Consider the following 25,612-nt stretch of genomic DNA (forward strand, 5'->3'; position numbering starts at 1 on the left):
CAGGAAGGCTCTAGGCTCGTCGGTTGACGCGAAAACTCTCGCCCCCACACCGAGGACACCAAGGAGACGCCAGTGCCCACTATCGATCAGGTCGGAGCCCGAGAGATCCTCGACTCCCGGGGAAACCCGACGGTCGAGGTTGAGGTTCTGCTGGGCGACGGGTCGTTCGCCCGCGCCGCCGTGCCGTCGGGCGCCTCGACGGGCGAGCACGAAGCTGTCGAACTCCGCGACGGCGGCTCACGGTACGGCGGGAAGGGCGTCGAGAAGGCGGTCGAGGCCGTCCTCGACGAGATCGCGCCGGCCATCATCGGGCTGCAGGCCGACGACCAGCGCCTCGTCGACCAGGCGCTGCTCGACCTCGACGGCACACCCGACAAATCACGCCTCGGGGCCAACGCGATCCTGGGCGCCTCGCTGGCCGTGGCCAAGGCCGCGGCTCAGGCGGCCGATCTCGACCTGTTCCGCTACCTCGGCGGCCCCAATGCCCACATCCTCCCGGTGCCGATGATGAACATCCTCAACGGCGGCGCACACGCCGACACCGGCGTCGACGTGCAGGAGTTCATGGTGGCCCCGATCGGCGCGGCGTCGTTCAAGGAGGCGCTGCGCTGGGGCACCGAGGTGTACCACTCGCTCAAGTCGGTGCTCAAGGCGCAGGGCCTGGCGACCGGTCTCGGCGACGAAGGCGGGTTCGCTCCCGACGTGGCCGGCACCACGGCCGCGCTCGACCTGATCCTGTCGGCCATCGAGTCAGCCGGGTTCAAGGCCGGCTCGGATGTGGCGCTCGCACTCGACGTCGCCGCGACCGAGTTCTACTCCGACGGACAGGGCTACAAGTTCGAGAATGAGGTGCGCACCGCCGAACAGATGGGCACCTTCTACGCGGGTCTGCTCGACACGTATCCGCTGGTGTCGATCGAGGACCCGCTGTCCGAAGACGACTGGGACGGCTGGGTCGCGCTGACGTCGGCCATCGGGGATCGCGTGCAGCTGGTCGGCGACGACCTGTTCGTCACCAACCCGGAGCGACTCGAGGACGGTATTCAAAAGGGCGCCGCCAACGCACTTTTGGTGAAGGTGAACCAGATCGGCACGCTCACCGAGACGCTCGATGCGGTGGCGCTGGCCCACAACAGCGGCTACCGCACGATGATGAGCCACCGCAGCGGCGAGACCGAGGACACCACGATCGCGGACCTCTCGGTTGCGGTGGGCAGCGGTCAGATCAAGACCGGCGCCCCGGCCCGCAGTGAGCGCGTCGCCAAGTACAACCAGCTGCTGCGCATCGAGGAGAACCTCGGCGACGCCGCCCGCTACGCCGGCGACCTCGCCTTCCCGCGGTTCGCGATGGAAGCCAGATAGTCCGGTAACGGCCTGTGCCCGAAGCGAAACGGCCCGACCCCAAGCGCCGGTCACCGACCTCCCGACCCGGGAAGTCGGGCAAGGCAGGCGGTGCGGGCAGGGGCCGTCCGCGGGTCGCCGCACGTCGCGAGCCGCGTACCACCGACTCGCGGCCCGCGACCGAGGCAGCGGCCGATGCCCCGGCCAAATCCCAGGAAACCGGTGTCGTCATCCGCCGCGCCATCGCGGAATCGGCCGAGCAGCAGTCCGAGCAGCGGTTCGGGTCCGCGGCGCGGCGCGCGGCCATCCTCGCGGTGGTGGTGTGCGTGCTGACGCTGACGATCGCCGGGCCGGTCCGCACTTATTTCGCACAGCGCACGGAGATGAAGCAACTCAAAGCGACCGAACAGCAACTGCGGACCCAGATCGCCGAGCTCGAACAGCAGAAGGTGAAGCTGGCCGACCCGGTGTTCATCGCCGCGCAGGCCCGCGAACGGCTCGGTTTCGTGATGCCCGGCGAGATTCCGTATCAGGTGCAGCTGCCTCCCGGTGCGGTGGTGCCCGGCACACCCGATCAGGAACCAGAAGCCGTCGACCGCGGTCAGCCGTGGTACACCGCGCTGTGGCACACGATCGCCGATGAGCCACATGGGATCACACCCGGTCCACCACCGACCGCACCCGGTGCGCCCCAACCGCCGCCTCCGCCCCCGCCCGCTCCCGGTGGTTGACCCCGCAGACCTCGACGCCGTCGAGCGCCAGCTCGGACGCGCGCCGCGCGGCGTCCTTCAGATTGCCTACCGGTGTCCCAACGGTGAGCCCGGCGTCGTCAAGACCGCGCCGAAACTGCCTGACGGCACGCCGTTTCCGACGTTGTACTACCTCACCCACCCGGTGTTGACCGCCGCCGCGAGCAGGCTGGAATCGTCGGGCATGATGCGGGAGATGACCGAGCGGCTGCAAGGCGACGCCGAGCTGGCGCGGGCGTACCGCAAGGCGCACGAGTCCTATCTCGCCGAGCGCGACGCGATCGAACCTCTCGGGACGACGTTCTCCGGAGGAGGCATGCCGGACCGGGTCAAGTGCCTGCACGTGCTGATCGCCCATTCGCTGGCGAAGGGTCCGGGCGTCAATCCGTTCGGCGACGAAGCGCTGGCGGCGCTGGCCGACGATCCCGCGATCGAAGGCATCATCGATCCGGAAAGGTGGGCCCATGAGTAGGGTCGGCGCGATTGACTGCGGTACCAACTCCATCCGCCTGCTGATCGCCGACCAGGTCGACGGCAAGCTGGCCGACGTGCACCGCGAGATGCGCATCGTCCGATTGGGTCAAGGTGTCGATGCCACAGGGCAATTCGCGCCGGAGGCACTGTCGCGCACGGAGTCGGCGTTGGCCGATTACGCCGAGCTGATGCGCCACCACGGCGTCGACGACGTCCGGATGGTGGCGACCTCGGCGACCAGGGATGCCGCGAACCGCGACGTCTTCTTCGCGATGACGGCCGCGGTGCTGGGCGCCGTTGTGCCCGGTGCGGTAGCCGAGGTGATCACCGGCGCCGAGGAGGCCGCGCTCTCGTTCAACGGTGCGGTTGGCGAACTGGACTCGGCGGCAGCGCCGTTCGTGGTCGTCGACTTGGGCGGCGGGTCGACCGAAGTGGTGCTCGGTAGCGACGAGATGACCGCAGGCTATTCGGCCGACATCGGATGCGTCCGGCTCACCGAGCGCTGCCTGCACTCGGACCCGCCAACCGCAGAGGAGATCGCCGCGGCGCGTGATGTGGTGCGCGAAGGGCTGCACGAGGCGTTCCGGGCGGTGCCCGTCGAACAGGCCCGTACCTGGGTCGGAGTGGCCGGCACCATGACGACGCTGTCGGCGCTGGCGCAGAAGATGCCCGTCTACGACTCGGATGCGATTCACCTGTCCCGTGTTCGGTTCGGCGAACTGCTGAACGTGTGCGAGGGGCTCATCGCGATGCCGCGAGCCCAACGCGCGCAGCTGGGGCCGATGCATGAGGGCCGCGTCGACGTCATCGGCGGTGGGGCGATCATCGTCGAGGAGCTGGCTGCCGCACTGCAACAACGGGCGGGTATCGAGGAGCTGACGGTCAGCGAGCACGACATCCTCGACGGCATCGCGCTGTCGATCGCCGGCTGACTGTCGACCTCGTCCCCCCGCATCGGGGACCTTCGTCACTAGCCGAGGGCCCTGCATCCCGGCCACTGTGGAGTCAGGAACACTGACACAGGAGAGCAGGACCGCCATGAACGTTCACTTCCCCGACCGGGACACCGTGCGAACCGCGTTGTCGCTGGCCACCAGGGCGCCCTCCATTCACAACTCGCAGCCGTGGCAGTGGCGGGTGGGCGACGAAAGCCTGCACCTGTACGCCGATCTGGACCGTCGGCTACCCAGTGCCGATCCAGACAGCCGTGACCTGCACCTCAGTTGCGGGATCGCCCTGCACCACGCCGTCGTCGCGCTGGCGGCGCTCGGTTGGCACGCCAGGGTTCACCGGTTCCCCAACCCGGCAGAACCGCAACACCTGGCCGCCATCGAGCTGAGCCGGCAAGCCGCAGGCGAACTCGACATCGTTCTGGCCGCGGCGATCCCGCGGCGCCGCACCGACCGTCGCCTCTACAACTCCTGGTCCGTCCCGGAGGCCGACATCGCCTTGATGGGTGCGAGGGCGGCGCGTTACGGCGTCATGCTGCGGCAAGTTGCACAACTGCCAAAGTTGCAACATGTTGTGGCGCAAGCGGTCCAGGAGCACGCCGCCGACGACGCGTATTTGCGCGAGCTGACCGCATGGAGCGGACGGCACGCGTCGGTGGCCGGTGTGCCCGCCAGGAACACCCCGGTGTCGGATCCCCACGCAGCGATACCTGCCAGGCACTTCGCCGGCCCCGCCCTGGCCCAGCCGCCCGACGCCTCACCCGAGGACGACTCGGCGACGGTGCTGGCGCTGGGAACCAAGGAAGACACCCCGCTGGCGCGGCTGCGCGCGGGTGAGGCATGCAGCCTCGTCCTGCTCACGGCGACGGCACTGGGCCTGGCGAGCTGCCCGGTGACCGAACCGCTGGAGATCGCCGAGACGCGGGAAGCCGTGCGGGAAGACGTTTTCGGCGATTACGGCTACCCCCAGATGCTGTTGCGCGTGGGTTGGGCGCCGGTGAACGCCGACCCGCTGCCGTCCACGCCGCGGCGCGCGCTGGCCGATGTGGTTCAGTGGTTGGACTAGTCCTGCCGACGGTCCAGCTTGGACACGAACACCGCGGCCTGCGTCCGGCGCTCCATGCCGAGTTTGGCGAGCAACCGTGACACATAGTTCTTGACGGTCTTCTCCGCCAGGAACATCCGTGCCGCGATCTGCCTGTTGGTCAGGCCTTCGCCGAGCAACCCGAGCAGCGTGCGCTCCTGGTCGGTCAACCCGGAGAGGGGATCCTTGCGGTCGGCCGAGCCGCGCAACTTGGCCATCAGCGCCGCCGCGGCGCGGTTGTCGAGAAGCGATCTGCCGGCGCCGACATCCTTGATCGCCTGCGCCAGCTCCATGCCCTTGATGTCCTTGATGACGAACCCGCTGGCGCCTGCCAGGATCGCATCGAGCATGGCCTCGTCGGAGGTGTACGAGGTCAACATCAGGCAGCGCAGGTCGGGCAGATCGGACAACAGGTCGCGGCACAGTTCGATTCCGTTGCCGTCGGGGAGCCGCACGTCGAGGACGGCGACATCGGGCCGGACCGCGGGGATCCTGACCATCGCCTCGGCGACCGATCCGGCCTCGCCGACCACCTCGAGTTCTGGGTCTGATCCGAGCAGGTCGACCAGTCCGCGTCGGACGACTTCATGGTCGTCGACCAGGAAGACCGTGACCATGTGAGCCCTTCCGATCAGCGCCTCAACGGCGAATCTCCAGCACTTCCCGCACCGCCCGTCTCGGCGTCGGTGCCGGCGTGTTTTCGATCGTCGGCACTTTACCCACTCGAATCAAGGCCTGGGGGACCGCGTCGCGTCCTGTCAGCCGGCGGATGGCGTCGCGCCCGGCCTCCACCTCGGTCAGATGGGTCATCGTGCAGGTTGCCAACCCGGCGGCCGTGAGGTCGAGCAACACCCGCGACAGCGCCTGACCGCTGATGAACGCGTCCTCGCGGGTGTCCGCCGGTGTCGACAACACCACGACGTCGGCCTCGTCGAGCGCGGTTCCGCTGCGGCGGTCGAGGTGGCCGCTGGGCCGGAAGCTTCGGTTGACGCCGACGCGCCGCCGTTCGGACTCCGACACCAGCGCGCTGGGCGGAATGCCTTCGGACAGCCGGAAAGGCGTGGTCCACCACTGCAATTCACCGTGGTAGCGATCGTCGTGCGAACGCAGCGACTCGGTGAGCCGGGAAGCCTCGGCCAGCTCGGCATGCGTTGCGGCCTGCAGTGTGTCGACGAAGGTTCCCTCGGGTCGATTCGACAGCACGACGTCGAGGCTGTCATCGGGCGCCCGGAACGGCAGACGGTCGGTGCGGCGGGTCAGGATGGCGTCGGCGCGCTCGCGTGCGCTCGGTGTGACGGGTGCCGGGGCGCAGACGCGCACCGACGCGAGATGCTCGGGCCTGTCGGGGTCGGGGAACGTCTCGACCGAGGTGTCCCAGCCGGCGGCGGCCATCGCGACGCGGAAGTGGTCGAGCGCTGCACCGCAGGCGATCAGGGCTTCACGCCCCGAGTTGTCGGTTGAGCGGATCACCCGGGAGCGGTCGGCATGAAGCTCGATCGTGGTCTTGCCGATCACCCATCGCCACGGTTGGCTGTTGTGCAACGACGGGGCCCGGCACGCCAACTCGACCGCGTTGACGACGACTTCGATGTCGATCGTCGTGGGCGTGGAAGCCCTTTCGGCCTCAAGACGTGACGGCATCATGGTCGGTGCTCCGGTACTGCGGGAGGCCGCGTTCGCGAAACCTGCGGCCGGTCATTTTCTCGGTGCGGATCCGCACGAAGTGGTCCCGGCGACCGTCGACCCACGGCTGCAGAAATGTTCCTGACAACTCGACCAGTTCGTCGACGTCGGTGATCGGTTCGGCGTGCCCGACGACGGTGACGCTCCAACCGGTGCGCAGGTCCGCGTCGAGCTCGTCGGCCTGGAAGGCCACGACCTGGTTGTCGGTCGCGGCGGCCAGCTTCGGTCCGCCCGCGACCCGGATCACGACGTCGTCATGCCAGAGCCGGAAGTTCACCGGCTGCACCGCGGGCAGAGCGTCCTCGGTGAAGACCAGCCTGCCCACCCGCACGCCCTGTAGTAGGTCCAGGCATTGCCTGCGGTTGAGGGTCTCCAGTTCTTGACCTTTGGTCATCGTCTTTCAGCCTCCTTGGACCAGAGCGAGGGTGCCGACGGGCGTGCAACGCCAGTGTCCGTTGCTCAGGTCGGCCAGTCGGGTAACGGCGCGTTCGATGCCGTCGGCGAGTTCGTTGACGTCGGGCGCGGCGTCGTAGTCGCCGATGATGCCAAACGACAGGTGGTCGGCGTAGCTGAGGATCGCGATGCCGGTTCGCAGTCGAAGTGCCAGTGGCGGAATCGGCAGCAGCCGAATGACTTCGCGGCCCTTGAGCCGCATCCGCTTGCGGGGGCCGGGCACATTCGTGGCCAGTGTCACGATGCCCCGCTGGGGGAGCCGGGTCAGGGCCCGAACCGCCCACGCCGTCAGCGGGAACGGAATCGCGTTGGCCGCGGTGACGAAGAGGTTTCCGGCCTCGCGCTGTCCGCTCGCCTTGGACTTGCCCAGTCGTGCGTGCACGGTTTGCAGCTGCTGGATCGGGTCGTCCTTCTCGACGGGGAGGTAGGGCAGCATCACCGATACCCGGTTGTCGGGTTCGCCCGCCGCATCGGCGGACCGCACCGACACCGGCACCAGGGTGCGCAGCGACGTGCGCCCGGGGTTCTCGCCGCGGCGCAGCAGGATGGTGCGGAAGCTGTCGGTGATCGCTGCCAGCGCTACATCGTTGACCGTGACGTCGAACCGCTCACAGATGTGGTGCACGTCGGGCAGCGAAACCTCGACGGAGGCGTAGCGCCGCATATCGGTCACCGGACCGGTCAGCGACGACGGCGAGGCCGGCCGCAGCAGCCCGCCGGCGATCTCGACGGCCCCGTGTAGCGCCTGGGTCGCGGTGGTGGTCACGTCGCGAGACGTACGCCACGCAGATGCCATCCAATCGACTGGATTGAGCGAAAGAGCGGGCAGGCGCCAGGGTTTCGGCTTCGGTTGGGCGCCGCTGAGTGCCGTCGCGAACGTCTCGGTGCCGTGTCCGTCGCACAGATGGGCGAGCAGATGGGTCGCCGCGACCCCGTCGGCGATGCAGTGGTGGATCTTCATCAGGATCGCCCAGCGGTTGTGGGCCAGGCCGTCGACGACCCAGCACTCCCACAGGGGCCGGTCGCGGTCCAAGCGCCGCTCCATCACTTCGGCGGCCCAGCGGAACAGCGCCGTATCGTCGCCGGGCCGGGGCAGCGCCGCCCGGCGGATGTGGTGGGAGGCGTCGACTCCCGCGTCCTCCACCCACTCCGGTGCGCCGAGGTCGAGTGGATGGGTGCGCAGGATCTGCCGGAAGCGCGGAACGGCCATCACGCGTTCGGTGAGATCGGCGACGAGCGAATCGAATTCGGGCATCGGCCCGGCGAGCACGGCGATCGCCCCGATCGCGAGGCTCACGTGAGGGTCGGAGTCTTCGGCGTGTAGGAATCCCGCGTCCAGTGTGGTGAGCTGCTCCATACCCTTACTGTCGGCGACCGGCGGATGTGGCAGTAGGGCCTTAGGTCCCTACTTCGCCCGTGGTCAGCGCGGCGGCATGCCGGCGACGAGGGGTGCGTCGGCGCCGACCGGGCCGAGCTTGGCGGCGCCGCCCGGAGCGCCCAGGGGCGCATCGCGGCCCGGCAGGACGTCGGTGAAGAACGCGGCGTTGTCGGCGAGGTGGCCGTGCTCGTCGTCGGGCAGATCCGTCTCGAAATAGATCGCGCCCTCTTCGCACGCCAGCTTGCACGCGCCGCAGTCCACGCACTCGTCGGGATTGATGTAGAGCGACCTCGCGCCCTCGTAGATGCAATCGACCGGGCATTCCGGCACACAGGACTTGTGCATCACGTCCACACACGCACTGCTGATCACATAGGTCATGGCCCCAGCGTAAGAACAGCCGGACGCGGTCGTCGCGGGTCGAAAGCCTGTTGCTTCGAGGACCAAAGTCCCTGGCGCAGCGCCGAAGCCGGTGCGGTCGAGCGTGGGCACGAGCTCGACGGACATCCCAGCTCGTGCCACGCCCAACGTCGGCGGCGCCTGACTCAACGCGTAGCGCGGGTGTGCAGCGGCGCGTCGTACACCGAGGCCAGCCGGCCCAACGTCAACGCACCCAGCAGCAGGCCGAAGTCGCGCAACGCGACGTCGTAGAACCCGGGGTAGGTGAGCAGGTTGACGATGATGCCCGCGAGCCAGATGGCGACGACGTACGCGGCGTATCGCGGTTTGACCGCGACCGCGATGCCGGCCACGATCTCGACCACGCCGACGACCAACATCGTCTGGTGCGCGGTGAACGGGCTGATGTCGACGATCCACGGCGCGAGGTAACCCTCCCAGTCGGTCAGCACGTTGGTGAACTTGTCGAGGCCCATCACGATCGGCAGCACCGAGAACCCGATCCGCAGGATCAGGTAGGCCGCGTAGACGGGATCGGTTCGGGCGCGCAGCAGCGGGCTCTTCGAGTGGTCGGTCGATGGCGCATTCGAGGTGGTCATGGCGCCGTTCCTTTCTATAAATAAATGTTATGTCTTTTAGAGCACACCTTCCGCCTCAGTTTGTCAAGAGTTTTTGGTGATAGAGTTTGGACGTGCCCCCGCAGTTCGCCGACCCTGCCTCGTTGGCGGCGTTGACCAGCCTGGACGACCCGATTCGCCGTCGGCTGTACGAGTTCGTCGTTGAGCACGAGGAGCCGGTTTCCAGGGAGGCGGCCGCCGCGGCGGTCGGCATCGGCCGCACCCTGGCCGCCTATCACTTGGACAAACTCGCCGACGGTGGGTTGCTGGCCGTCAGCTATCAGCGCCCCGCCGGCCGTGGCGGTCCCGGCGCCGGACGGCCGGCCAAGCTCTACGCCAGGACCGCAGACGAGATCGTGGTCAGCGTTCCGCCGCGCGACTATCTGCTGCTCGCTCGGCTGTTGGTGTCGTCGATCGAGCAGGACGCCGGAGGGGCGGTGCGCTCGGCCCTGAGCGCGGCCGCCCGCGAAACCGGGCGCCAAGCCGCGGTCGACGCCGACGGTGACGTGGTGGTCGCGCTGCGCGCCTGCGGATATTTACCCCAGTCGGATGCCGAGGGCTGTATCACCCTGCGCAACTGCCCGTTTCACTCGGTGGCGAAGGACCACCTGGAGGTGGTCTGCGGGCTGAACCTTCAGCTCGTCGAGGGTGTGATCGACGGCAGTTCAGCGCCCGACGCGCGCGCGGAGCTCAGTCCTCGACAAGGCCGGTGCTGCGTGCTGGTGCACGGCGCCTCGGGTTGACATGGCCGCCCGCAGGTCACCAACCGCGGCGGTGCGGGCGCGAACCGACCAACTCACCCTTGTCGACGACATCGCGGCTGCGGTAGACGATGTAGGGCCGGAACAGGTAACCGATGGGTGCGCTGAACACATGGACCAGCCGCGTGAACGGCCACAGGCAGAACAGCACCAGCGCGATGATCACGTGGATGTGAAACCACAGCGGCGCCTGGGCCATCAGGTCGCCGCGCGGTTGCAGAATCCAGATGGACCGGAACCAGGGCGACACCGTCTGTCGGTAGTCGTGTTCGGCGCCGACGGGGGTCGCACCGATCAGGGTGCACGCCAGGCCTGCCACGATGGCCATCACCAGGACCAGGTACATCACCTTGTCGTTGGCGGTGGTGGCGAGGAAGACCGGTCCGGTGGTGCGGCGGCGGAACACCAGCAACGCGATACCCGTCAGCGTGGTGACGCCGGCGATCGCGCCGAGCACCATCGCCTGGATGTGGTAGGCGTGGTCGCTGAGCCCGATTGCGTCTGTCCATGATTCGGGGATCACCAGACCGATGATGTGTCCGACGATCACCACCAGGATGCCGAAGTGGAACATCGGGCTGCCGATGCGCAACAGCCGTGATTCGTACAGCTGCGACGAACGGGTGGTCCAGCCGAACTTGTCGTAGCGGTACCGCCACCAGATCCCGACCGCGACGATCGCGAGCGTCACGTACGGCACCACGTCCCAGAAGATCACCCAGCCCGACATGTCAAACTCCTTGTGCGCGTCGTGGCGGCACGGTCAATGTAAAGGGTTGTAGACCAACGGATTCGGCGGGCGGTCCCGAGGCGGCCAGTCGCTGAGCCCGTTGGATGTCCTGCTCGGTACGGGCCGGAAGCGTTTCGCAGATGGCGGCCACGGCGTATGCGTACGGCGATGCGGACTGCTGCAACGCATCACACAGCAAGTCGATCGGGGCACGGTGCTCGACGAGCAGGCGCCGCCCCGCCTCGGGGTCGACGGTGGCGGCGAACTCGAGTACCACGGGCAGGTAGTCGGGGGCCTCGCGTTCCGGCGGGCTGACGCCCGCCTCCCGGTAGGTGCGAGCGAACGCCAGCATGTGGTTGCCGCGGTTGCGGGTGTCGCCCGCCGTCCAGTACGTCAGGTACATCGTGGTGCGGCGCCGCATGTCGAAGGTGTCCACATAGTCGGCCTGCGCTTGCATCGGGTCCCTGTCGCGCAATGCCGCGACGGTGGTCGCGAGCAGGTCTGCCGGGGCGGCGGGAACGTGCGTCAGCAGTTCCTCGACGGTGGCCAGCCGTTCGGCCTGCTGGTCGTCCGGATAGGTCAACAGCAAGGCGGCCGCCTGCCACACGAGGCGGTGCTCGAGGGTCGATTCCCGTCTGCTCCTGAGCAATTTCATTGATCCGCGCTCCGCTCGGGGAAGATTCCGCTGGGTTCCCCCCGGCCGTCCCAGTTGAGCAGGTTGACCCGTGACGGGCGCGACTCGGTGACCGCGATGCCCTCACTGGTCTGTCGGTGGTGCAGTGCATGGAAGCTCTCCACCGCGACGGGCACCGGGGCGCCACTGGCCTCGCCGAACGGACCCGACTCGTACATGCCGGGTCCACCCTCGAACGACAGCGAGCAGCCCGGTTCTTCGAGCGCCTGCGCCTCGAGGGCGTGGGCATCGGCGACGTAGGCGGTCGGAATGACATAGCGCTCTTCGTATTTCGCCAGTGCCAGCAGGCGGTACATCTCGTAGATCTGCTCTTCGGTCATGCCGACCGCCTGCGGGATGTGGGGCTGGGTCTCCCGGCCCAGGTTGATGTCGCGCATATAGGACCGCATCGCGGCAAGCCGCCGCAGCACGTCTTCGACCACCGCGGTGTCCCCGGCCGTGAACAGCCCGGCGAGGTACTCGATCGGAATGCGCAGCGCCTCCAACGCGCCGAACAGGTTTCCGAGCGCCTCACCGTCATGGCCGTCGCGGGCGACCGCGTCGACCACGGGGGACAGCGGCGGGATGTACCAGACCATCGGCATCGTCCGATACTCGGGATGCAGTGGCAGCGCAACCTGATAGCGGTGAATCAGTGCGTACACCGGCGAACGTTGGGCGGCCTCGATCCACTCCTCGGAAATGCCCTCCGCGTGGGCGCCGGCGATGACCTCGGGGTCGTGCGGGTCCAGGATGATCGACTTCTGCGCTTCGTAGAGGTCGGTGTCCTTCTCGGTCGCCGCCGCCTCGAGCACACGGTCGACGTCGTAGAACACCAGGCCTAAATACCGCAACCGACCGACACAAGTCTCCGAGCACACCGTGGGCAGCCCGACCTCGATGCGCGGGTAACAGAACGTACACTTCTCGGCCTTGCCGGTCTTGTGGTTGAAATACACCTTCTTGTAGGGACATCCGGACACACACATCCGCCAGCCGCGGCAGCGGTCCTGGTCAACGAGCACGATGCCGTCCTCGGAACGCTTGTAGAGCGCCCCTGACGGGCACGACGCGACGCACGAGGGGTTCAGGCAGTGCTCGCAGATCCGCGGCAGGTAGAACATGTACGTCTGCTCGAGTTCGAGGCGGACCTGCTCGTTCACCTTCTGCAGCACCGGATCTCCGGCCACGATCTCCGGTGAGCCGCCCAGGTTGTCGTCCCAGTTCGCCGACCACTCCACCTTCATCGGTTCACCGCTGATCAAGCTGCGCGGCGGGGCCACCGGTATGTGCTCACCCAACGGCGCGTTCGTCAGATTCTCGTAGTCGTAGGTCCACGGCTCGTAGTAATCGTTGATGCTGGGCATCTTGGGGTTGGCGAAGATCCGCAACAGCTTGCTCAGCCGCCCGCCGTCGCGCAGCCTCAACCGACCCCTGCGGTCGCGTATCCATCCACCACGCCACCGCTCCTGATCCTCGTAAGTCCGCGGATAACCTTGTCCCGGACGGGTTTCGACGTTGTTGAACCAGACGTACTCGGTGCCGGGCCGGTTGGTCCACGCCTGTTTGCAGGTGACCGAGCAGGTGTGGCAGCCGATGCATTTGTCGAGGTTCATCACCATCGCCATCTGCGCCATGACTCTCATTCGTACGCCACCTCCTGGCTGCGACGCCGCACCACGGTCACCTCGTCGCGTTGGTTGCCGGTCGGACCGAGATAGTTGAATGCGAACGCCATTTGGGCGTACCCGCCTGCCAGATGGCTCGGCTTGATCAGCAGGCGGGTCAGCGAATTGTGGATACCGCCGCGCTTCCCGGTGGCCTCGCTGAGCGGCACATCGATGGTGCGCTCCTGCACGTGGTAGACGAACACGACGCCCTCGGGCATCCGATGCGACACGATCGCGCGGCACACCAGCACGCCGTTGCGGTTCACCGCCTCGACCCAGTCGTTGTCGCGCACCGAGATCTTCGCGGCATCGGCCGGGCTCATCCACATCGTCGGACCGCCGCGCGACAACGACAGCATGAACAGGTTGTCCTGATACTCCGAGTGGATCGACCACTTCGAATGCGGGGTCAGGTAGCGCACCGTCAGTCCCACACCGTCGTGGTCACCCACCGCCGACGCGCCGAACAACCGCGACATGTCCAGCGGCGGACGGTAGACCGGTAACTGCTCACCGAGTTCCTCCAGCCAGTCGTGGTCCAGGTAGAAGTGCATCCGGCCGGTCAGCGTGTGGAACGGTTTGAGCTCCTCGATGTTGATGGTGAACGGTGCGTAGCGACGCCCACCGGTCTCGCTGCCCGACCACTCCGGGCTGGTGATCACCGGAACCGGCCGCGCCTGGGTGTCGGCGAACGTGATGCGGCGCTCCTCGCTGCCGCCGGCCAGATGCACCAGTCGACGCCCGGTCCGACGCTCCAATTCGCGGAAGCCCTCGACGGCCAGCCGTCCGTTGCTGGTGCCGGACAGTGCCAGGATCGCCTCGGCCATCCGTTCCGCGGTGTTGATCGCCGGACGGCCTTCTGCGCGACCGGAACTCATGACACCGAACTTGGCCGCGAGTTCGCCGACCTCTTTGTCGGGTCGGACGGTGACGCCTTTGGTGGTCAGCCCCAGTTTCTCGACCAGCGGCCCCAGCGCCGCCCACTTCTGGGCGATCGCCGGATAGTCACGCTCCACCACGGCGATCGGACCCATGGTCTTACCGGGTACCGGGATGCTCCCGTCGGTCCGCCAATCCTGCTCGACACCACCGGGATACGCCATCGCACCGGGTGTGTCGTGCTGCATCGCGCCGAGCACCACGTCGGTGCGCACCCCCAGATGCTTGGCCGCCAGCCCGCTGAACACCCGGGCGATCGCACCGAAGGCCTCGAAGTCGGAATGGGTCTCCCACGGCGGGTCGACGGCGGGGTTGAACGCGTGCACGTACGGGTGCATGTCCGTGGTGTTCAGGTCGTGTTTCTCGTACCAGGTGGCGGCGGGCAGCACCACGTCGGACAGCAACGTCGTCGACGTCATCCGGAAGTCGATCGACATCAACATGTCGAGCTTGCCCTCGGGGATGTCGTCGGTCCACGATATGTCGTTGGGCCGCACCGCCTCCGGCGTCGGCTCGGCCTGTAGGTTCGAGTCGGTTCCGAGCAGATGACGCAGGAAGTACTCGTTGCCCTTACTCGACGAGCCCAGCAGGTTGGCCCGCCAGACCGACAGCACCCGAGGCCAGTTCGACGGGTTGTCCGGGTCGGTGACGGCGAGTTTGAGTCCACCATCGGCGAGCTTCTCGGTGACGTAGGTGGAGATGTCCTGACCGGCGGCGCGGGCCTCGTCGGCGACGTCGAGGCTCGAGCGGTCGAACTGCGGATAGAACGGGCTCCAGCCCATGGCCGTCGATGCGGCGAGCACATCCATGGTGTGGCGGTCCCGGAACCGGCCGCGGCTCAGCGGACTGGACAGCGCGTCGGCTCGGTAGCCGTCGTAGCGCCACTGATCGGTGTGGACGTACCAGTACGAGGTGCCCGGCATCTGTCGCGGCGGCCGCGACCAGTCGGTGCCCATCGCCAGCGCCGACCATCCCGTCACCGGGCGGCACTTCTCCTGGCCGACATAGTGGGCCCAGCCGCCGCCGTTGCGACCCATCGCGCCGGTCAGCAACACCAACGCCAGCACCGCCCGGTAGGTGGCGTCGCCGTGGAACCATTGGCATATTCCGGCGCCCATGATGATCATCGACCGCCCACCGGACTCCTCGGCGTTGCGGGCGAACTCGGTGGCGATCCGAATGGCCTGTGACGCAGCCACTCCGGTGATCGACTCCTGCCAGGCAGGAGTGTACGGCTTGGGATCGTCGTAGCCGGTCGGCCAGTCACCAGGTAGGTCGGGTCGGGCCACGCCGTATTGGGCCAGCATGAGATCGAACACCGTGCACACCAGGTGTTCGCCGACCCGTCGCACCGGCACGCCCCGGGTCAGCGTTTCGCCGTGGCCGTCGAAGGTGTCGAATCGCGGCAACGCCACCTCGGCTGTCTCCCCGCCCTCGGTGAACAGCACCGTCAACGCCGGTACGAGATCACCCAGTTCGAGGTTCCACTTGGTGACGCCGTCGTCGCCGAAGCGGAATCCCAACGAGCCGTGCGGTACGGCCACGGAGTCGGTCGCCGCGTCCAGCAGCACCGGTTTGAAGGCCGCGTTCTCCTGTGCCGCGACTTCACCGCCGAGGTCGGCCGCGGTCAGGTTCTTACCGGGGACGAGCCTGCCGTCGCGGTCTTCGAGCTTGACCAGGAACGGCAGGTCGGTGAACTTGCGGACGTAGTCGACGAAGAACGGGACGCGCTGTTTGACAAAGAATTCCGAGAGCACGACGTGACCCATCGCCATGGCCAACGCACCGTCGGTGCCCGCGGCGCACGGCATCCACTCGTCGGCGAACTTGGTGTTGTCTGCGTAGTCGGGGCTGACGCTGACGACCTTCGTGCCGCGGTAGCGCACCTCGGTCATCCAGTGCGCGTCCGGTGTGCGGGTGACCGGCACGTTGGAACCCCACATCATCAGATACGAGGCATCCCACCAGTCGCCGGATTCCGGTACGTCGGTCTGGTCGCCGAAGACCTGCGGGGAGGCCACGGGAAGGTCGGCATACCAATCGTAGAAGGACGTCATCACGCCGCCGAGCAGTTCGATGAAGCGCGATCCCGCGGCGAAGGAGACCATCGACATCGCGGGGATGGGGGAGAACCCCGCAATCCGGTCGGGCCCGTACTGCTTGATCGCGTGTATGTGGGCCGCGGCGATCATCTCGGTCGCCTCGGCCCAACTGACTCGCACCAGACCGCCTTTGCCCCTTGCTCGTTGGTAGCGCCTGCGGCGTTCGGGGTCGTTCTGGATGTCGGCCCATGCGAAGACCGGATCCGACAGGCGCGACTTCGCCTCGCGGTACATCCGGACGAGTTCGCCACGCGCGTACGGGTAACGGACCCGCGTCGGCGAGTAGGTGTACCAGGAGAACGCCGCACCGCGCGGACATCCGCGCGGCTCGTACTCCGGCCGGTCCGGGCCCACCGACGGGTAATCGGTCTCCTGGGTTTCCCAGGTGATGATGCCGTCCTTGACATAGATCTTCCACGAGCACGAGCCGGTGCAGTTGACGCCGTGCGTGGAGCGGACCACCTTGTCGTGGCTCCAGCGGTCGCGGTAGAAAACGTCGCCTTCGCGACCGCCGCGGCGGTGGATGGTCCGCCCGTCGTCGGAAGCCTCACCGGGAGTGAAGAATCGGCCGCTGCGTTCGAGCAGTTCTTCGATCGGGCCGCCGATGTGGGGCGGGGTGATCGTCACTGTGTGGCCTCCTTCGGTTGCGGCTCATGCGCGTGCAGCCGCAGTGCGGTGTAAGCGAACGCGATCAACGCGGTCACCACGAGCAGGATCAGACCGATCGAGTAGTCGTTTTCGGCGGAGTCGTAGGTAGAGCCCATCACCAGCGGTGGGAAGTATCCGCCCAAACCACCGGCGGCCGAGACGATTCCGGTGATGGAGCCGACGGACTTGGCGGGCGACCGGCGGGCCACCCATGCGAACACGCCGCCGGTGCCGATACCGAGGAACACGGCCAGCGCGATGAAGGTGACGGCCGACCACACGTCCGGCGGCGGTTGCAGTATGGCGATCAATGCCATGAGCGCGGTGCCGGCGAAGGAACCCAGCACGACGTACTTCGGCGCGATCCGGTCGGCCAGCGCACCACCGACCGGACGGGCGAGGACCGCGGCCAGCGCGAACCCGGCCGTGCGCGCGCCGGCATCGACGGCCGAGAAGTGGTAGATCGTCTTGATGTAGGTGGGCAGATAGTTGCTGAACGCCACGAACCCGCCGAACACGATCGCGTACAGGAACGACATCTCCCAGGTGACGCGAAGTTTGGCCGCCGCCTTCAGCTTGGGCATCACCCGGTCGGTATTGGGGGTGAAGGTCGGGGAGTCGCGCATCAACAGCAGACACAGCCCCGCGGTGACCGCCAACGCGACCGCGATGATGACATGGGTGGAAAACAACCCGAACCAGCCGACGAACCGGGGCGTGAAGAACGCCGAGAGCGCGGTGCCCACCATCCCCATCCCGAAGACCCCGGTGGCGAACCCGCGCCGCGACGGCTCGTACCAGTTGTTCGCGAACGGGATCCCGACGGCGAAGATCGTGCCTGCGATGCCCAGGAAGAAGCCGCACACGAGCAGCATCGGATAGGAGCCTGCCGAGCCCGCAGCGCCGACCGCCAGCACCGGAACAATCGAGATCAAAGTGATCGCGATGAACAATGCGCGCCCGCCGAACCGGTCGGTCAGCGAACCCACGACGATCCGGCCGAGTGCGCCCACCAGGATCGGTGTGGCCACCAGCATCGAGGCCTCGGAGCTGCTCAGCGACAGATCGCCCGCGTACGTCGTCGACAGCGGGCCGATCATGTTCCATGCCCAGAAGTTGATGGCCGAGACCCAGGTGGCCAGCGCTAGGTTGATGCCCCGCCGCGCGCCGGTGTGCGGCGTCGTAGTCGCCGTGCTCACTCACCCAGACAACCACGTGTGGAAGGCGCCCGCGTGGCTTTCGGGTAAAGCGCTGCTACACGATGTAGTACAGGCCCGCGCTAGGCGCGAATTCTCCTGCGGCGCTTGGTCGGGTCGTGCTGACCGGCGAGTGTCAGCCCGAGTATCGACATGACGACACCCAGGCCGAACCACATCCAGTCGAACGCGTTGGCCGCCGCGTATCCGTATGCGAACAACGCGAAGTAAGCCAGTCCGGCGCCGAGGAAGTACGCCCGAGCGGCCGCGTACGTGCGTGCCATCAGCAGCCCGAGCGCGCCGATCACCAGGTTGGCCACGTTGCCCAGCCCGGACACCGAGAGCATGCCGAGCAGGCTGGCTCCGGATCGGTGGTCGGCCCACGCCAGCCGGTCGTAGTCCTGGGTCACGCCCGGAATGAACCCGAGGACGCCGAGGAGGATCAGGGCGACGCCGGCGATCACCGCCGCCGCCTGCACGGCCATGTACTTCGGTGGTCTTGCCATCCCTCGCCTCCGTCCAAGCCGATATTGACGGACTCGCAGGTGATACCCGCCGGCGGCCGTCGCTAACCGGCGCGAGGCGTGGACCTCTACCGCGTGTTCCGGTTCAACGCGGTATTGGCGTCGCGGCGGCGTGACAGCAGCACGCCCAGCGCGATCATGCCGACCCCGAGGAACAGATGAAGCCAGTTGTCGGCGGTGTTCAACGGCACGAAGTTCGCCGCGCTGTCATGGTCGATGACCAAGCCGTACAGGAAGAGCAGCAGGTAGATGACGCCGCCGCCGATCAGGTAGATGCGGGCTGCATCGAACGTGCGCGCCATCAGGACGCCGGCCACACCGAACAGCAGATGCACGATGTTGTGCAAGATTGAAACGTTGAAGATCCCGAGCAGCATGGCCCCGGAGTGGTGGCCGGCGAACGTCATGGTGTCGTAGTTCGTCGTGATCCCCGGGATGAAGCCCAAAATGCCGACCAACAGGAACACTGCGCCGACGGCAAGGGCAGCCTTCTGAACATGTGAGCCGTACCGGGAGGCGGCCGTCGGGCCCGGTGGGTGGCTGCAGACCATGATGAGTTCCTTTCCTCGCGTGAGCGCAGGGCTACCCGCGGAAAGGCGGCGCAAACGTGGCCGCGCGTACCGAGATCGGCACGGCGGAAGCCGCGGCTCAGGCGCTTTTGGTCTCGCCTGGACCGATCACGTCCGGTGCCGGGCTACTTCTTGATGTAACAGTTGGGTGGGTTCCCGCAGTGATGACCTTGATCGCACTTGTGGCAGTGGCAGGTACAGCCGCTCTTGGCCTTGACCGCAGATGTACGCATCGCGAATCAACTCCTTTGTTGTGAGCCGCGTGCATCGGGCAGGCACGCACTCACCAACGAATATAGGCCGATCCGAGCAGCGCCGGGGCGGCTCAGTTCTTCAGGATCGGCTTGAGCGCTTCGATCACCGCTGGGTCTTCGATCGTCGACGGCAACGGCTCCTCGCGGCCGTGGGCGATGCCCCGCATCGTCTTGCGCAGAATCTTTCCGGACCTCGTCTTGGGCAGCGCGGGCACGACGTCGACAAGTTTGAAACACGCTACGGCGCCGATGTTCTCGCGCACCGACTCGATGAGTTGCTCGGCCAACCCGTCGTCTGAAGCGCCCGACTTGAGCACCACGAAACCGCGCGGCACCTGGCCCTTGATGTCGTCGCGGACGCCGATGACGGCGCATTCGGCGACCGCCGGATGAGTGGCCAGCACGGCTTCGATGGATCCCGTCGACAACCGGTGTCCGGCGACGTTGATGACGTCGTCGATGCGGCCCATCACGAAGAGGTAGCCGTCCTCGTCGAGATAGCCGCCGTCACCGGTGAGGTAGTAACCCGGATGCTCGGACAGGTAGGAGGCCTTGTATCGGTCGTCGTCACCCCACAGGGTGGGCAGGGTGCCCGGCGGAAGTGGGAGCCGGATGCAGATGTCGCCTTCCTCGTTGGCAGCGCAGGGCGAGCCGTCGACGTGCAGAATCCTGACGTCGTAGCCGGGCATCGGAACGGTCGGGGATCCCGGTTTGATCGGCATGGGTTCCAGACCCATCGGGTTGGCGGCGATCGCCCACCCGGTTTCCGTCTGCCACCAGTGGTCGACGACCGGGATACCGAGTTTCTGCGCCGACCACGCGTAGGTGTCCGGGTCGAGTCGCTCGCCGGCCTGGAAGAAGTACTTCATCTTCGACAGGTCGTAGCGGCCGATGTGCTCGCCGTCGGGGTCCTCCTTGCGGATCGCGCGCACGGCCGTCGGGGCGGTGAACAGTGCCTTGACCCCGTGCTCGGACGCGACCCGCCAGAACGCACCGGGATCCGGCGTGCCGATCGGCTTGCCCTCGTAGAGCACCGTCGTGGCACCCAGCAGCAGCGGTCCGTACACGATGTAGGAATGGCCGACCACCCAGCCGACATCAGATGCGGCCCAGAAGACTTCGCCGGGTTCGATGTCGTAGACGTTGCGCATGCTCCAGAGCAGCGCCACCGCATGCCCGCCGTTGTCGCGGACGATGCCTTTGGGCTTACCCGTGGTCCCGGAGGTGTACAGCACGTAGAGCGGATCGGTCGCGGCCACCGGCACGGGGTCGACGGCCGCTGCGGCCGCGACGTCCTCCCAGTCGAGGTCGCGGTCCGGAGCCAACTCGCAGCGCTGCCGATCGCGCTGCACGATGACGCAGTTGCGCGGCGGGTGCTCGGACATCTCGAGTGCGGCGTCCAGCATCGGCTTGTAGGCGACGATGCGGGACGGTTCGATACCGCAGGACGCGGAGACGACGACTTTCGGTTGCGCGTCGTCGATGCGCGCCGCGAGTTCGTGCGCGGCGAACCCGCCGAACACGACCGAGTGGATCGCCCCGAGGCGTGCACACGCCAGCATGGCGATCACCGCCTCGGGGATCATGGGCATGTAGATCACCACGCGGTCGCCCTTTTCGACACCCAGACCGCGCAGGCCGCCGGCGAATTTCGCTGTCGCGTCACGCAATTCGCTGAAGGTGTAGGTGCGTTGCGTCCCGGTGACCGGTGAGTCGTAGATCAGCGAGGGCTGATCGCCCCGGCCGTCGTCGACGTGCCTGTCGAGCGCATTCGCGCAGGTGTTCAGCTCACCGTCGGCGAACCAGCGGTAGAACGGCGGGTTGGAGTCGTCGAGGATCTGTTTAGGCTCACGTGTCCACGTCACCGCGCGTGCGGCATCGGCCCAGAATCCTTCTGGATCAGCGATGCTGGCGTCGAACAGCGCTCGGTATCCGGCCATACCGGCACGGTAGCGCGACGGCAGTTCCTATAGTCGCGTTATGGCTTCTGCTCCTCCGCCGATCGAAGGAGTGCGCCGTTCTCACCTCACCGCCCGCGGTGTGCGCTTCCACGTCACCGAGGCGGGCCCCGCCGACGGGCGCCCGGTCGTCGCGCTGCACGGGTGGCCGCAACACCATTGGGTGTACCGCGATCTCTTGGGTAACCCGCCCGCGGGACTGCGGATCATCGCGCCGGACCTGCCCGGCTACGGCTGGTCGGGTCCTGCGCCGCACCGGTGGGAGAAGGACGACGTCGCCGCCGACGTACTGGCACTGCTCGACGCGCTGGGTCTGGACCGGGTCTTGCTGGTGGGCCACGACTGGGGCGCGTACGTCGGGTACCGCATGGTGTTGACGGCGCCGGAGCGTTTCGACGGCTACCTGGCGACGAACATGGCCCACCCGTGGGTGGGCCCGCGCGTCGTCGCACCACAGCTGTGGCGGTTCTGGTACCAGGTGCCGCTGGCCACGTTCGGCGTTGCGGTGCTGCGGCACACGGGCTTCCTCGACCTGCTGTTCAAGGCCGGCTCGCGGTTGGACCCGGAGACCGCGCGGGTGTACGCCGATCGATTCCGAGATCCGGTGGTGGCCCGGGCCGCGCGCGACACGTACCGAAGCTTCCTGCTCCGCGAGTTACCGGCCGCCGGCCGCGGGCCGAAGCCGTCGCGCGCCACCGTGCCGATCCGGTGTCTGTTCGGGCGCGATGACGCGGCTGTCCATCCATCTCTGGCAGCGGAGGAGACCGCGGATGCCGACGACTACCGACTGGAGATGGTCGACGCCAGTCATTTCATCGTCGACGAGAGACCCGATCTGGTGCGCGCGGCGCTGATCGCCCTGGCCGAGGAAACCGCCCAGGCCTAGTTGCCATCACACCTGGTTCGGCGCGGCGGGCAGGTCGATCTCGACGGTCAGGCCCCCGCCGGGGGTGTCGGAAGCCGAGATCGTTCCGCCCATCGCCTCGACGAATCCCGAGGCAACCGACAGGCCGATTCCGATGCCGATCGAGTCGTCGTCGCTGAGCCGCTGGAACGGGGCGAACACCTGCTCTTCGCTGCCTCGCGGAATACCGGGACCCTCGTCGACGACGGCGATGAGCACCCGGTCACCCACCTGGCCCGCGGTCACCCGCACCAGGCTGCCGTCGGCGTAGCGCAGCGAGTTGTCGATCAGGTTGGCCAGGACGCGCTCCAGCAGTTCGTGGTCGGCCAGGGCCGCGTCGCAGTCGATCTCCACCTTCACCCGTTCACTGCCCGGTCGGGTGATTTCGTCTGTGTCCGCGCGAATTCCGAGCAGCGCGCGTTGGACGACGTGCTCCAGTTCGACGCGCGCCATCTGCGGTCGAACTGCGCCGGCGGCCAGGCGCGCCGAGTCCAGCAGGTTGGCCACCAGTGAGGTCAGCTGATCGACGGACTCCTCCACCGTGGCAAGGAGTTCGGCGGTGTTGTCGCCGGAGAAGTCGACGTCGCTGTTGCGGATCCGGGACGTCGCCGCCCTGGCGGCCGCCAGCGGAGTGCGCAGGTCGTGGCTGACCGCTGTGAGTAGCGCGTGCTGCAGTTTGTCCGCTTGGCCGACGACCTCGGCCTTGTTCGCCTCGGCCAACTCCCGTTGCCTGATCAGGTTGACGGCCTGCTTGCCGACGCCGCTGAGGACGCGGCGGTCGCGCGTCGTCAACGCCGGTCCGGACAACAGCATCCAGTACTCGTCGTCGTCGATCTCGACGGGTGTGTCGGCGTCGTCGACGTCGGTGCAGGGGTCGGTGCCGGTGTGGGCGAGCAGTTCGCCGGTCTTGCTTCTCACGATGCTCACGGTGCGCTGGGAGTACGTTTCGCGGACCCGCTCCAGCAGGCTGTCGAGGTCCGCTTCGTTCAGCACGCCGTCGGCGAACAGCGCCAGCAGCGTGGCTTCCTGACTGGCTCGCCGCGCTTCTCGCGCCCGTCTCGAGGCCCGGTCGACGAGGGCGGCGACCGCGACGGACAGGAGCAGCATGATCACCGTCGCGACAAAGCCGTCGCTGTCGTGGACGGAGAACGCGTTCGCCGGAGCCACCAGGAAGTAGGTGATCAGCGCTCCGGACAGGGCGGCGGCCGTGACGGCCGGGGCGAGCCCGCCGAGCATCGCCGTGCCCAGCACCCCGATGAAGAACAGCGCGCCCGGGCCGCCGATGCGCAGGAACCCCTCCGGCAGCAGCAATGTCAGCGCGCAGACCGCGACCGGGATTGCGATAGCGGCGAGCCATGACGTGAGCCGGCGCTGTCGTGGCGAGAGCCGGGACCACGAGATGCCGGTGCTGGCCTGGTCGTGGCTGACCATGTGCACGTCCAGACCGCCGGCCTGCTGGACGACGGCCTCGCTGATGCCCTCGTCGAACATGCGCGACAGCCGCGAACGTCGAGATGTTCCGACCACCAACTGTGTGGCGTTGATGTCGTGCGCATAGGCGATCAGAGTGGAAGCGACGTCGTCGCCGACCACCGTATGCATGGTCGCGCCCAAGCTGGCGGCGAGTTCCCGCACGGCCTTCTTCTGCTGATCCGAGATGGCCGTGAGGCCGCCGCCGTCGACGATGTGCACCACTCTGAGGTCGGCGCCCGATCGGGAGGCGATGCGGGACGCCCGTCGCACCAGGACCTCGGACTCGGGGCCGCCCGTTACCGCCACCACCACACGTTCGCGGGGTGCCCATCGATCGCTGATCTTCTTGTCGGAGCGGTACTTGGCCAGCGCGGCGTCGACCTGATCGGCGAGCCACAGCAGGGTCAATTGTCGCAGCGCCGTGAGGTTTTCGGGTCGGAAGTAGTTCGAAAGTGCGGCATCGACACGCTCGGGCGGGTACACGTTGCCGTGAGCGAGCCTGCGCCGCAACGCTTCCGGCGTGATGTCGACCAACTCGATCTGATCGGCGGCGCGCACCACCTCGTCGGGTATGCGGTCGGGTTCCTCGACTCCGGTGATCTGGGCGGCGAGGTCGGAAACGCTCTCCAGGTTCTGGATATTGACGGTGGTGATCACCGTGATGCCGGCGTTGAGCAGTTCTTCGACGTCCTGCCAACGCTTCTTGTTCTTGCTGCCCGGGGCGTTGGTGTGGGCGAAGTCGTCGACGAGCACGACCTTGGGCCGCCGCTGCATGATCGCGGTGACATCGATCTCCTGGTACTGCGTGCCAGGCCTGCTGGAGTCCTCTACGACGCGCGCAGGTATCACCTCGATGCCCGCGAGCTGCTGGCCGACTTTGCGTCGGCCGTGGGTGTCGACTACGGCGGCAACCACGTCAGTTCCGCGCTCGAGACGGCGGTGCGCCTCGGCGAGCATGGAGTAGGTCTTGCCGACACCGGGCGCCGCGCCGAGGTAGACGCGCAGGTCCCCGGTCTTTCGTCCCAGTATTCCCATCGCTTCCCAATTTACGTTGTGTAATGCGTGGCTCAAACCTCTTGTCGTCGCTGAGTGGTCGCGCCCCTGTGTTCGCCGGCCCTTTGGCTCCTAGGGGCGTGCGAAATCACTTGCGTCTCTTTGGTTTCAGTAGTCACAGATGGGTCGGGTTTGTCGGTGGGTGGGGTTAGCCTTGTCATGTGGGATTCGAACGTATGAGCGAAGTGATCGCGGGGATGGCCGAGCAGCTGTCCGCGTTGGTCGCCGAGTCGTTCGACGCGTTGACCACCTCTGAGCAATTGGCACTGACAGCGCAGTGGGAGAGCTTCACCCGTGGTTCGGCGACGGTGGGCCACCGTCTGGTGGCCGGACTCCAGCAGGCCCCGTTGGCGGAGTTGGGGGAGCCCAGCGTGGCCGGGGCGTTGACGGTGTTGTTGCGCCTGTCCAAGGCTGAGGCGCATCGGCGGGTGGCCGAAGCGCGGGAGTTGACGCCGCGGCGCGCGATGACCGGCGAGCAGCTCGAACCGGTGCTGGCCCACACCGCTGCGGCGGTGGCCCAGGGTCGGGTGGGTGCTGAGCATGTGCGGGTGATCCGGCGGTTCTTTGACAAGCAGGTGCCGGCCTCGACGCCGTTTGACGTGCGCGAGGCCGCTGAAGCGCAGCTGGCGCAGTTGGCCACCAAGCACACCCCTGAGGAGTTGCGCGCGGCCGCCCAGCGGCTGGCGGCCTATTTGAACCCCGATGGGGATTTCTCCGAGGAGTTGCGCGCCGCGCAGCGCTGGGTGCGGCTGGGTCGCCAGCGCCTTGATGGGATGAGTGAGCTACGCGGACTGCTTGATCCGGCCACCCGGGCGGCGTTGGAAGCAGTGCTGGCGGTGTGGGCGGCTCCTGGTCGGTGCAATCCCGCCGACGAAACCGAGGGCGAGGACGGTCAGCGGTCTGCGGATCAGGAGCCCTCGGCCGAGGCGGTCCGTGCCGATCGACGCACCGTGGGGCAGCGCAACCACGATGCGCTCAATGCCATGTGCCGGAAGTTGCTCGCCTCGGGCACGTTGGGCAGCAATAACGG

The 25,612-nt window shown here is 67.4% G+C and carries 22 protein-coding genes and 1 pseudogene; 8 read left to right on the forward strand and 15 right to left on the reverse strand.

Going from position 1 to position 25,612, the window contains the following annotated elements; all coding sequences use genetic code 11:
* The first annotated feature begins 72 nt into the window (after window positions 1-72).
* The 5 genes from eno (at window position 73) to AU192_RS21750 (ending at window position 4,580) form a co-directional block, all read left to right on the forward strand.
* Entirely contained in the window at window positions 73-1,362 is a 1,290-nt protein-coding gene (gene eno, locus AU192_RS21730) for a phosphopyruvate hydratase (RefSeq protein WP_064399575.1), read from the forward strand.
* A 14-nt stretch (window positions 1,363-1,376) separates the two neighbouring features.
* Window positions 1,377-2,072 carry an FtsB family cell division protein gene (locus tag AU192_RS21735; protein WP_064399576.1) on the forward strand — a complete coding sequence of 232 codons (696 nt, stop codon included), beginning with the start codon at window positions 1,377-1,379 and terminating at the stop codon, window positions 2,070-2,072.
* Window positions 2,065-2,562 carry a DUF501 domain-containing protein gene (locus tag AU192_RS21740; protein WP_064399622.1) on the forward strand — a complete coding sequence of 166 codons (498 nt, stop codon included), beginning with the start codon at window positions 2,065-2,067 and terminating at the stop codon, window positions 2,560-2,562. Before AU192_RS21735 ends, AU192_RS21740 begins: the two co-directional genes overlap by 8 nt.
* Window positions 2,555-3,496, forward strand: a complete 942-nt coding sequence (locus tag AU192_RS21745) for a Ppx/GppA phosphatase family protein (protein WP_064399577.1) — start codon at window positions 2,555-2,557, stop codon at window positions 3,494-3,496. The genes AU192_RS21740 and AU192_RS21745 overlap by 8 nt, the downstream gene beginning before the upstream one ends.
* A 106-nt stretch (window positions 3,497-3,602) precedes the next feature.
* Complete coding sequence (locus AU192_RS21750; protein WP_064399578.1) at window positions 3,603-4,580, forward strand: Acg family FMN-binding oxidoreductase; 978 nt, start codon at window positions 3,603-3,605, stop codon at window positions 4,578-4,580.
* Here the strand turns inward: AU192_RS21750 and dosR are convergent.
* The 6 genes from dosR to AU192_RS21780 all read right to left on the reverse strand — a co-directional run bounded on the left by dosR (window position 4,577) and on the right by AU192_RS21780 (window position 9,110).
* Complete coding sequence (dosR, locus tag AU192_RS21755) at window positions 4,577-5,215, reverse strand: hypoxia response regulator transcription factor DosR/DevR (RefSeq protein ID WP_064399579.1); 639 nt, start codon at window positions 5,213-5,215, stop codon at window positions 4,577-4,579. The two genes, AU192_RS21750 and dosR, sit on opposite strands and share 4 nt — an antisense overlap.
* A gap of 22 nt (window positions 5,216-5,237) precedes the next feature.
* A complete protein-coding gene (locus AU192_RS21760) occupies window positions 5,238-6,242 on the reverse strand; it encodes an Acg family FMN-binding oxidoreductase (protein WP_278183974.1) in 1,005 nt (334 codons plus the stop codon).
* Window positions 6,223-6,675, reverse strand: coding sequence for a pyridoxamine 5'-phosphate oxidase family protein (locus AU192_RS21765; protein ID WP_064399580.1), 453 nt, complete (start codon window positions 6,673-6,675; stop codon window positions 6,223-6,225). The genes AU192_RS21760 and AU192_RS21765 overlap by 20 nt, the downstream gene beginning before the upstream one ends.
* A gap of 6 nt (window positions 6,676-6,681) precedes the next feature.
* Window positions 6,682-8,091 carry a WS/DGAT/MGAT family O-acyltransferase gene (locus tag AU192_RS21770; RefSeq protein ID WP_064399581.1) on the reverse strand — a complete coding sequence of 470 codons (1,410 nt, stop codon included), beginning with the start codon at window positions 8,089-8,091 and terminating at the stop codon, window positions 6,682-6,684.
* Between the two features lie 63 nt (window positions 8,092-8,154).
* A complete protein-coding gene (gene fdxA, locus AU192_RS21775) occupies window positions 8,155-8,493 on the reverse strand; it encodes a ferredoxin (protein ID WP_064399582.1) in 339 nt (112 codons plus the stop codon).
* Between the two features lie 164 nt (window positions 8,494-8,657).
* Window positions 8,658-9,110: a DoxX family protein gene (locus tag AU192_RS21780; protein WP_064399583.1), complete on the reverse strand. Its 453-nt coding sequence runs from the start codon at window positions 9,108-9,110 to the stop codon at window positions 8,658-8,660.
* 92 nt (window positions 9,111-9,202) lie between these two features.
* Between AU192_RS21780 and AU192_RS21785 the strand changes: the two genes are divergently transcribed.
* Window positions 9,203-9,871, forward strand: a complete 669-nt coding sequence (locus AU192_RS21785; protein WP_064399584.1) for a helix-turn-helix transcriptional regulator — start codon at window positions 9,203-9,205, stop codon at window positions 9,869-9,871.
* Between the two features lie 16 nt (window positions 9,872-9,887).
* Here AU192_RS21785 and narI read toward each other — a convergent pair.
* The 8 genes and pseudogenes from narI to AU192_RS21825 form a co-directional block, all read right to left on the reverse strand.
* Window positions 9,888-10,622: pseudogene (gene narI, locus AU192_RS21790) on the reverse strand (respiratory nitrate reductase subunit gamma); the annotation flags it as partial.
* A complete protein-coding gene (gene narJ, locus AU192_RS21795) occupies window positions 10,621-11,274 on the reverse strand; it encodes a nitrate reductase molybdenum cofactor assembly chaperone (RefSeq protein WP_064399586.1) in 654 nt (217 codons plus the stop codon). The pseudogene narI and the gene narJ, both read right to left, overlap by 2 nt.
* On the reverse strand, window positions 11,271-12,938 hold the full coding sequence (gene narH, locus AU192_RS21800) for a nitrate reductase subunit beta (RefSeq protein WP_064399587.1): 1,668 nt from the start codon (window positions 12,936-12,938) through the stop codon (window positions 11,271-11,273). The genes narJ and narH overlap by 4 nt, the downstream gene beginning before the upstream one ends.
* Window positions 12,935-16,630, reverse strand: a complete 3,696-nt coding sequence (locus tag AU192_RS21805; protein WP_064399588.1) for a nitrate reductase subunit alpha — start codon at window positions 16,628-16,630, stop codon at window positions 12,935-12,937. The genes narH and AU192_RS21805 overlap by 4 nt, the downstream gene beginning before the upstream one ends.
* Entirely contained in the window at window positions 16,627-17,805 is a 1,179-nt protein-coding gene (locus AU192_RS21810; protein WP_269845535.1) for a nitrate/nitrite transporter, read from the reverse strand. The genes AU192_RS21805 and AU192_RS21810 overlap by 4 nt, the downstream gene beginning before the upstream one ends.
* Window positions 17,806-17,930: 125 nt before the next feature.
* Window positions 17,931-18,353, reverse strand: a complete 423-nt coding sequence (locus AU192_RS21815; RefSeq protein WP_064399590.1) for a DUF4383 domain-containing protein — start codon at window positions 18,351-18,353, stop codon at window positions 17,931-17,933.
* An 86-nt stretch (window positions 18,354-18,439) separates the two neighbouring features.
* Complete coding sequence (locus tag AU192_RS21820; protein WP_064399591.1) at window positions 18,440-18,922, reverse strand: DUF4383 domain-containing protein; 483 nt, start codon at window positions 18,920-18,922, stop codon at window positions 18,440-18,442.
* A 343-nt stretch (window positions 18,923-19,265) separates the two neighbouring features.
* Window positions 19,266-21,134 (reverse strand): propionyl-CoA synthetase, encoded by a 1,869-nt coding sequence (locus tag AU192_RS21825; RefSeq protein ID WP_064399592.1) that lies wholly within the window; start codon window positions 21,132-21,134, stop codon window positions 19,266-19,268.
* A gap of 40 nt (window positions 21,135-21,174) precedes the next feature.
* Between AU192_RS21825 and AU192_RS21830 the strand changes: the two genes are divergently transcribed.
* Window positions 21,175-22,038: an alpha/beta fold hydrolase gene (locus tag AU192_RS21830; protein ID WP_064399593.1), complete on the forward strand. Its 864-nt coding sequence runs from the start codon at window positions 21,175-21,177 to the stop codon at window positions 22,036-22,038.
* A 6-nt stretch (window positions 22,039-22,044) separates the two neighbouring features.
* Here AU192_RS21830 and AU192_RS21835 read toward each other — a convergent pair whose 3' ends face one another.
* Window positions 22,045-24,564 (reverse strand): sensor histidine kinase, encoded by a 2,520-nt coding sequence (locus tag AU192_RS21835; RefSeq protein ID WP_064399594.1) that lies wholly within the window; start codon window positions 24,562-24,564, stop codon window positions 22,045-22,047.
* Window positions 24,565-24,743: 179 nt separating this feature from the next.
* Between AU192_RS21835 and AU192_RS21840 the strand changes: the two genes are divergently transcribed.
* On the forward strand, window positions 24,744-25,612 hold an 869-nt coding region (locus tag AU192_RS21840; RefSeq protein ID WP_133148052.1), incomplete at its 3' end, for a DUF222 domain-containing protein.

The sequence above is a fragment of the Mycobacterium lehmannii genome (assembly GCF_001499925.1).
GTDB lineage: Bacteria > Actinomycetota > Actinomycetes > Mycobacteriales > Mycobacteriaceae > Mycobacterium > Mycobacterium lehmannii.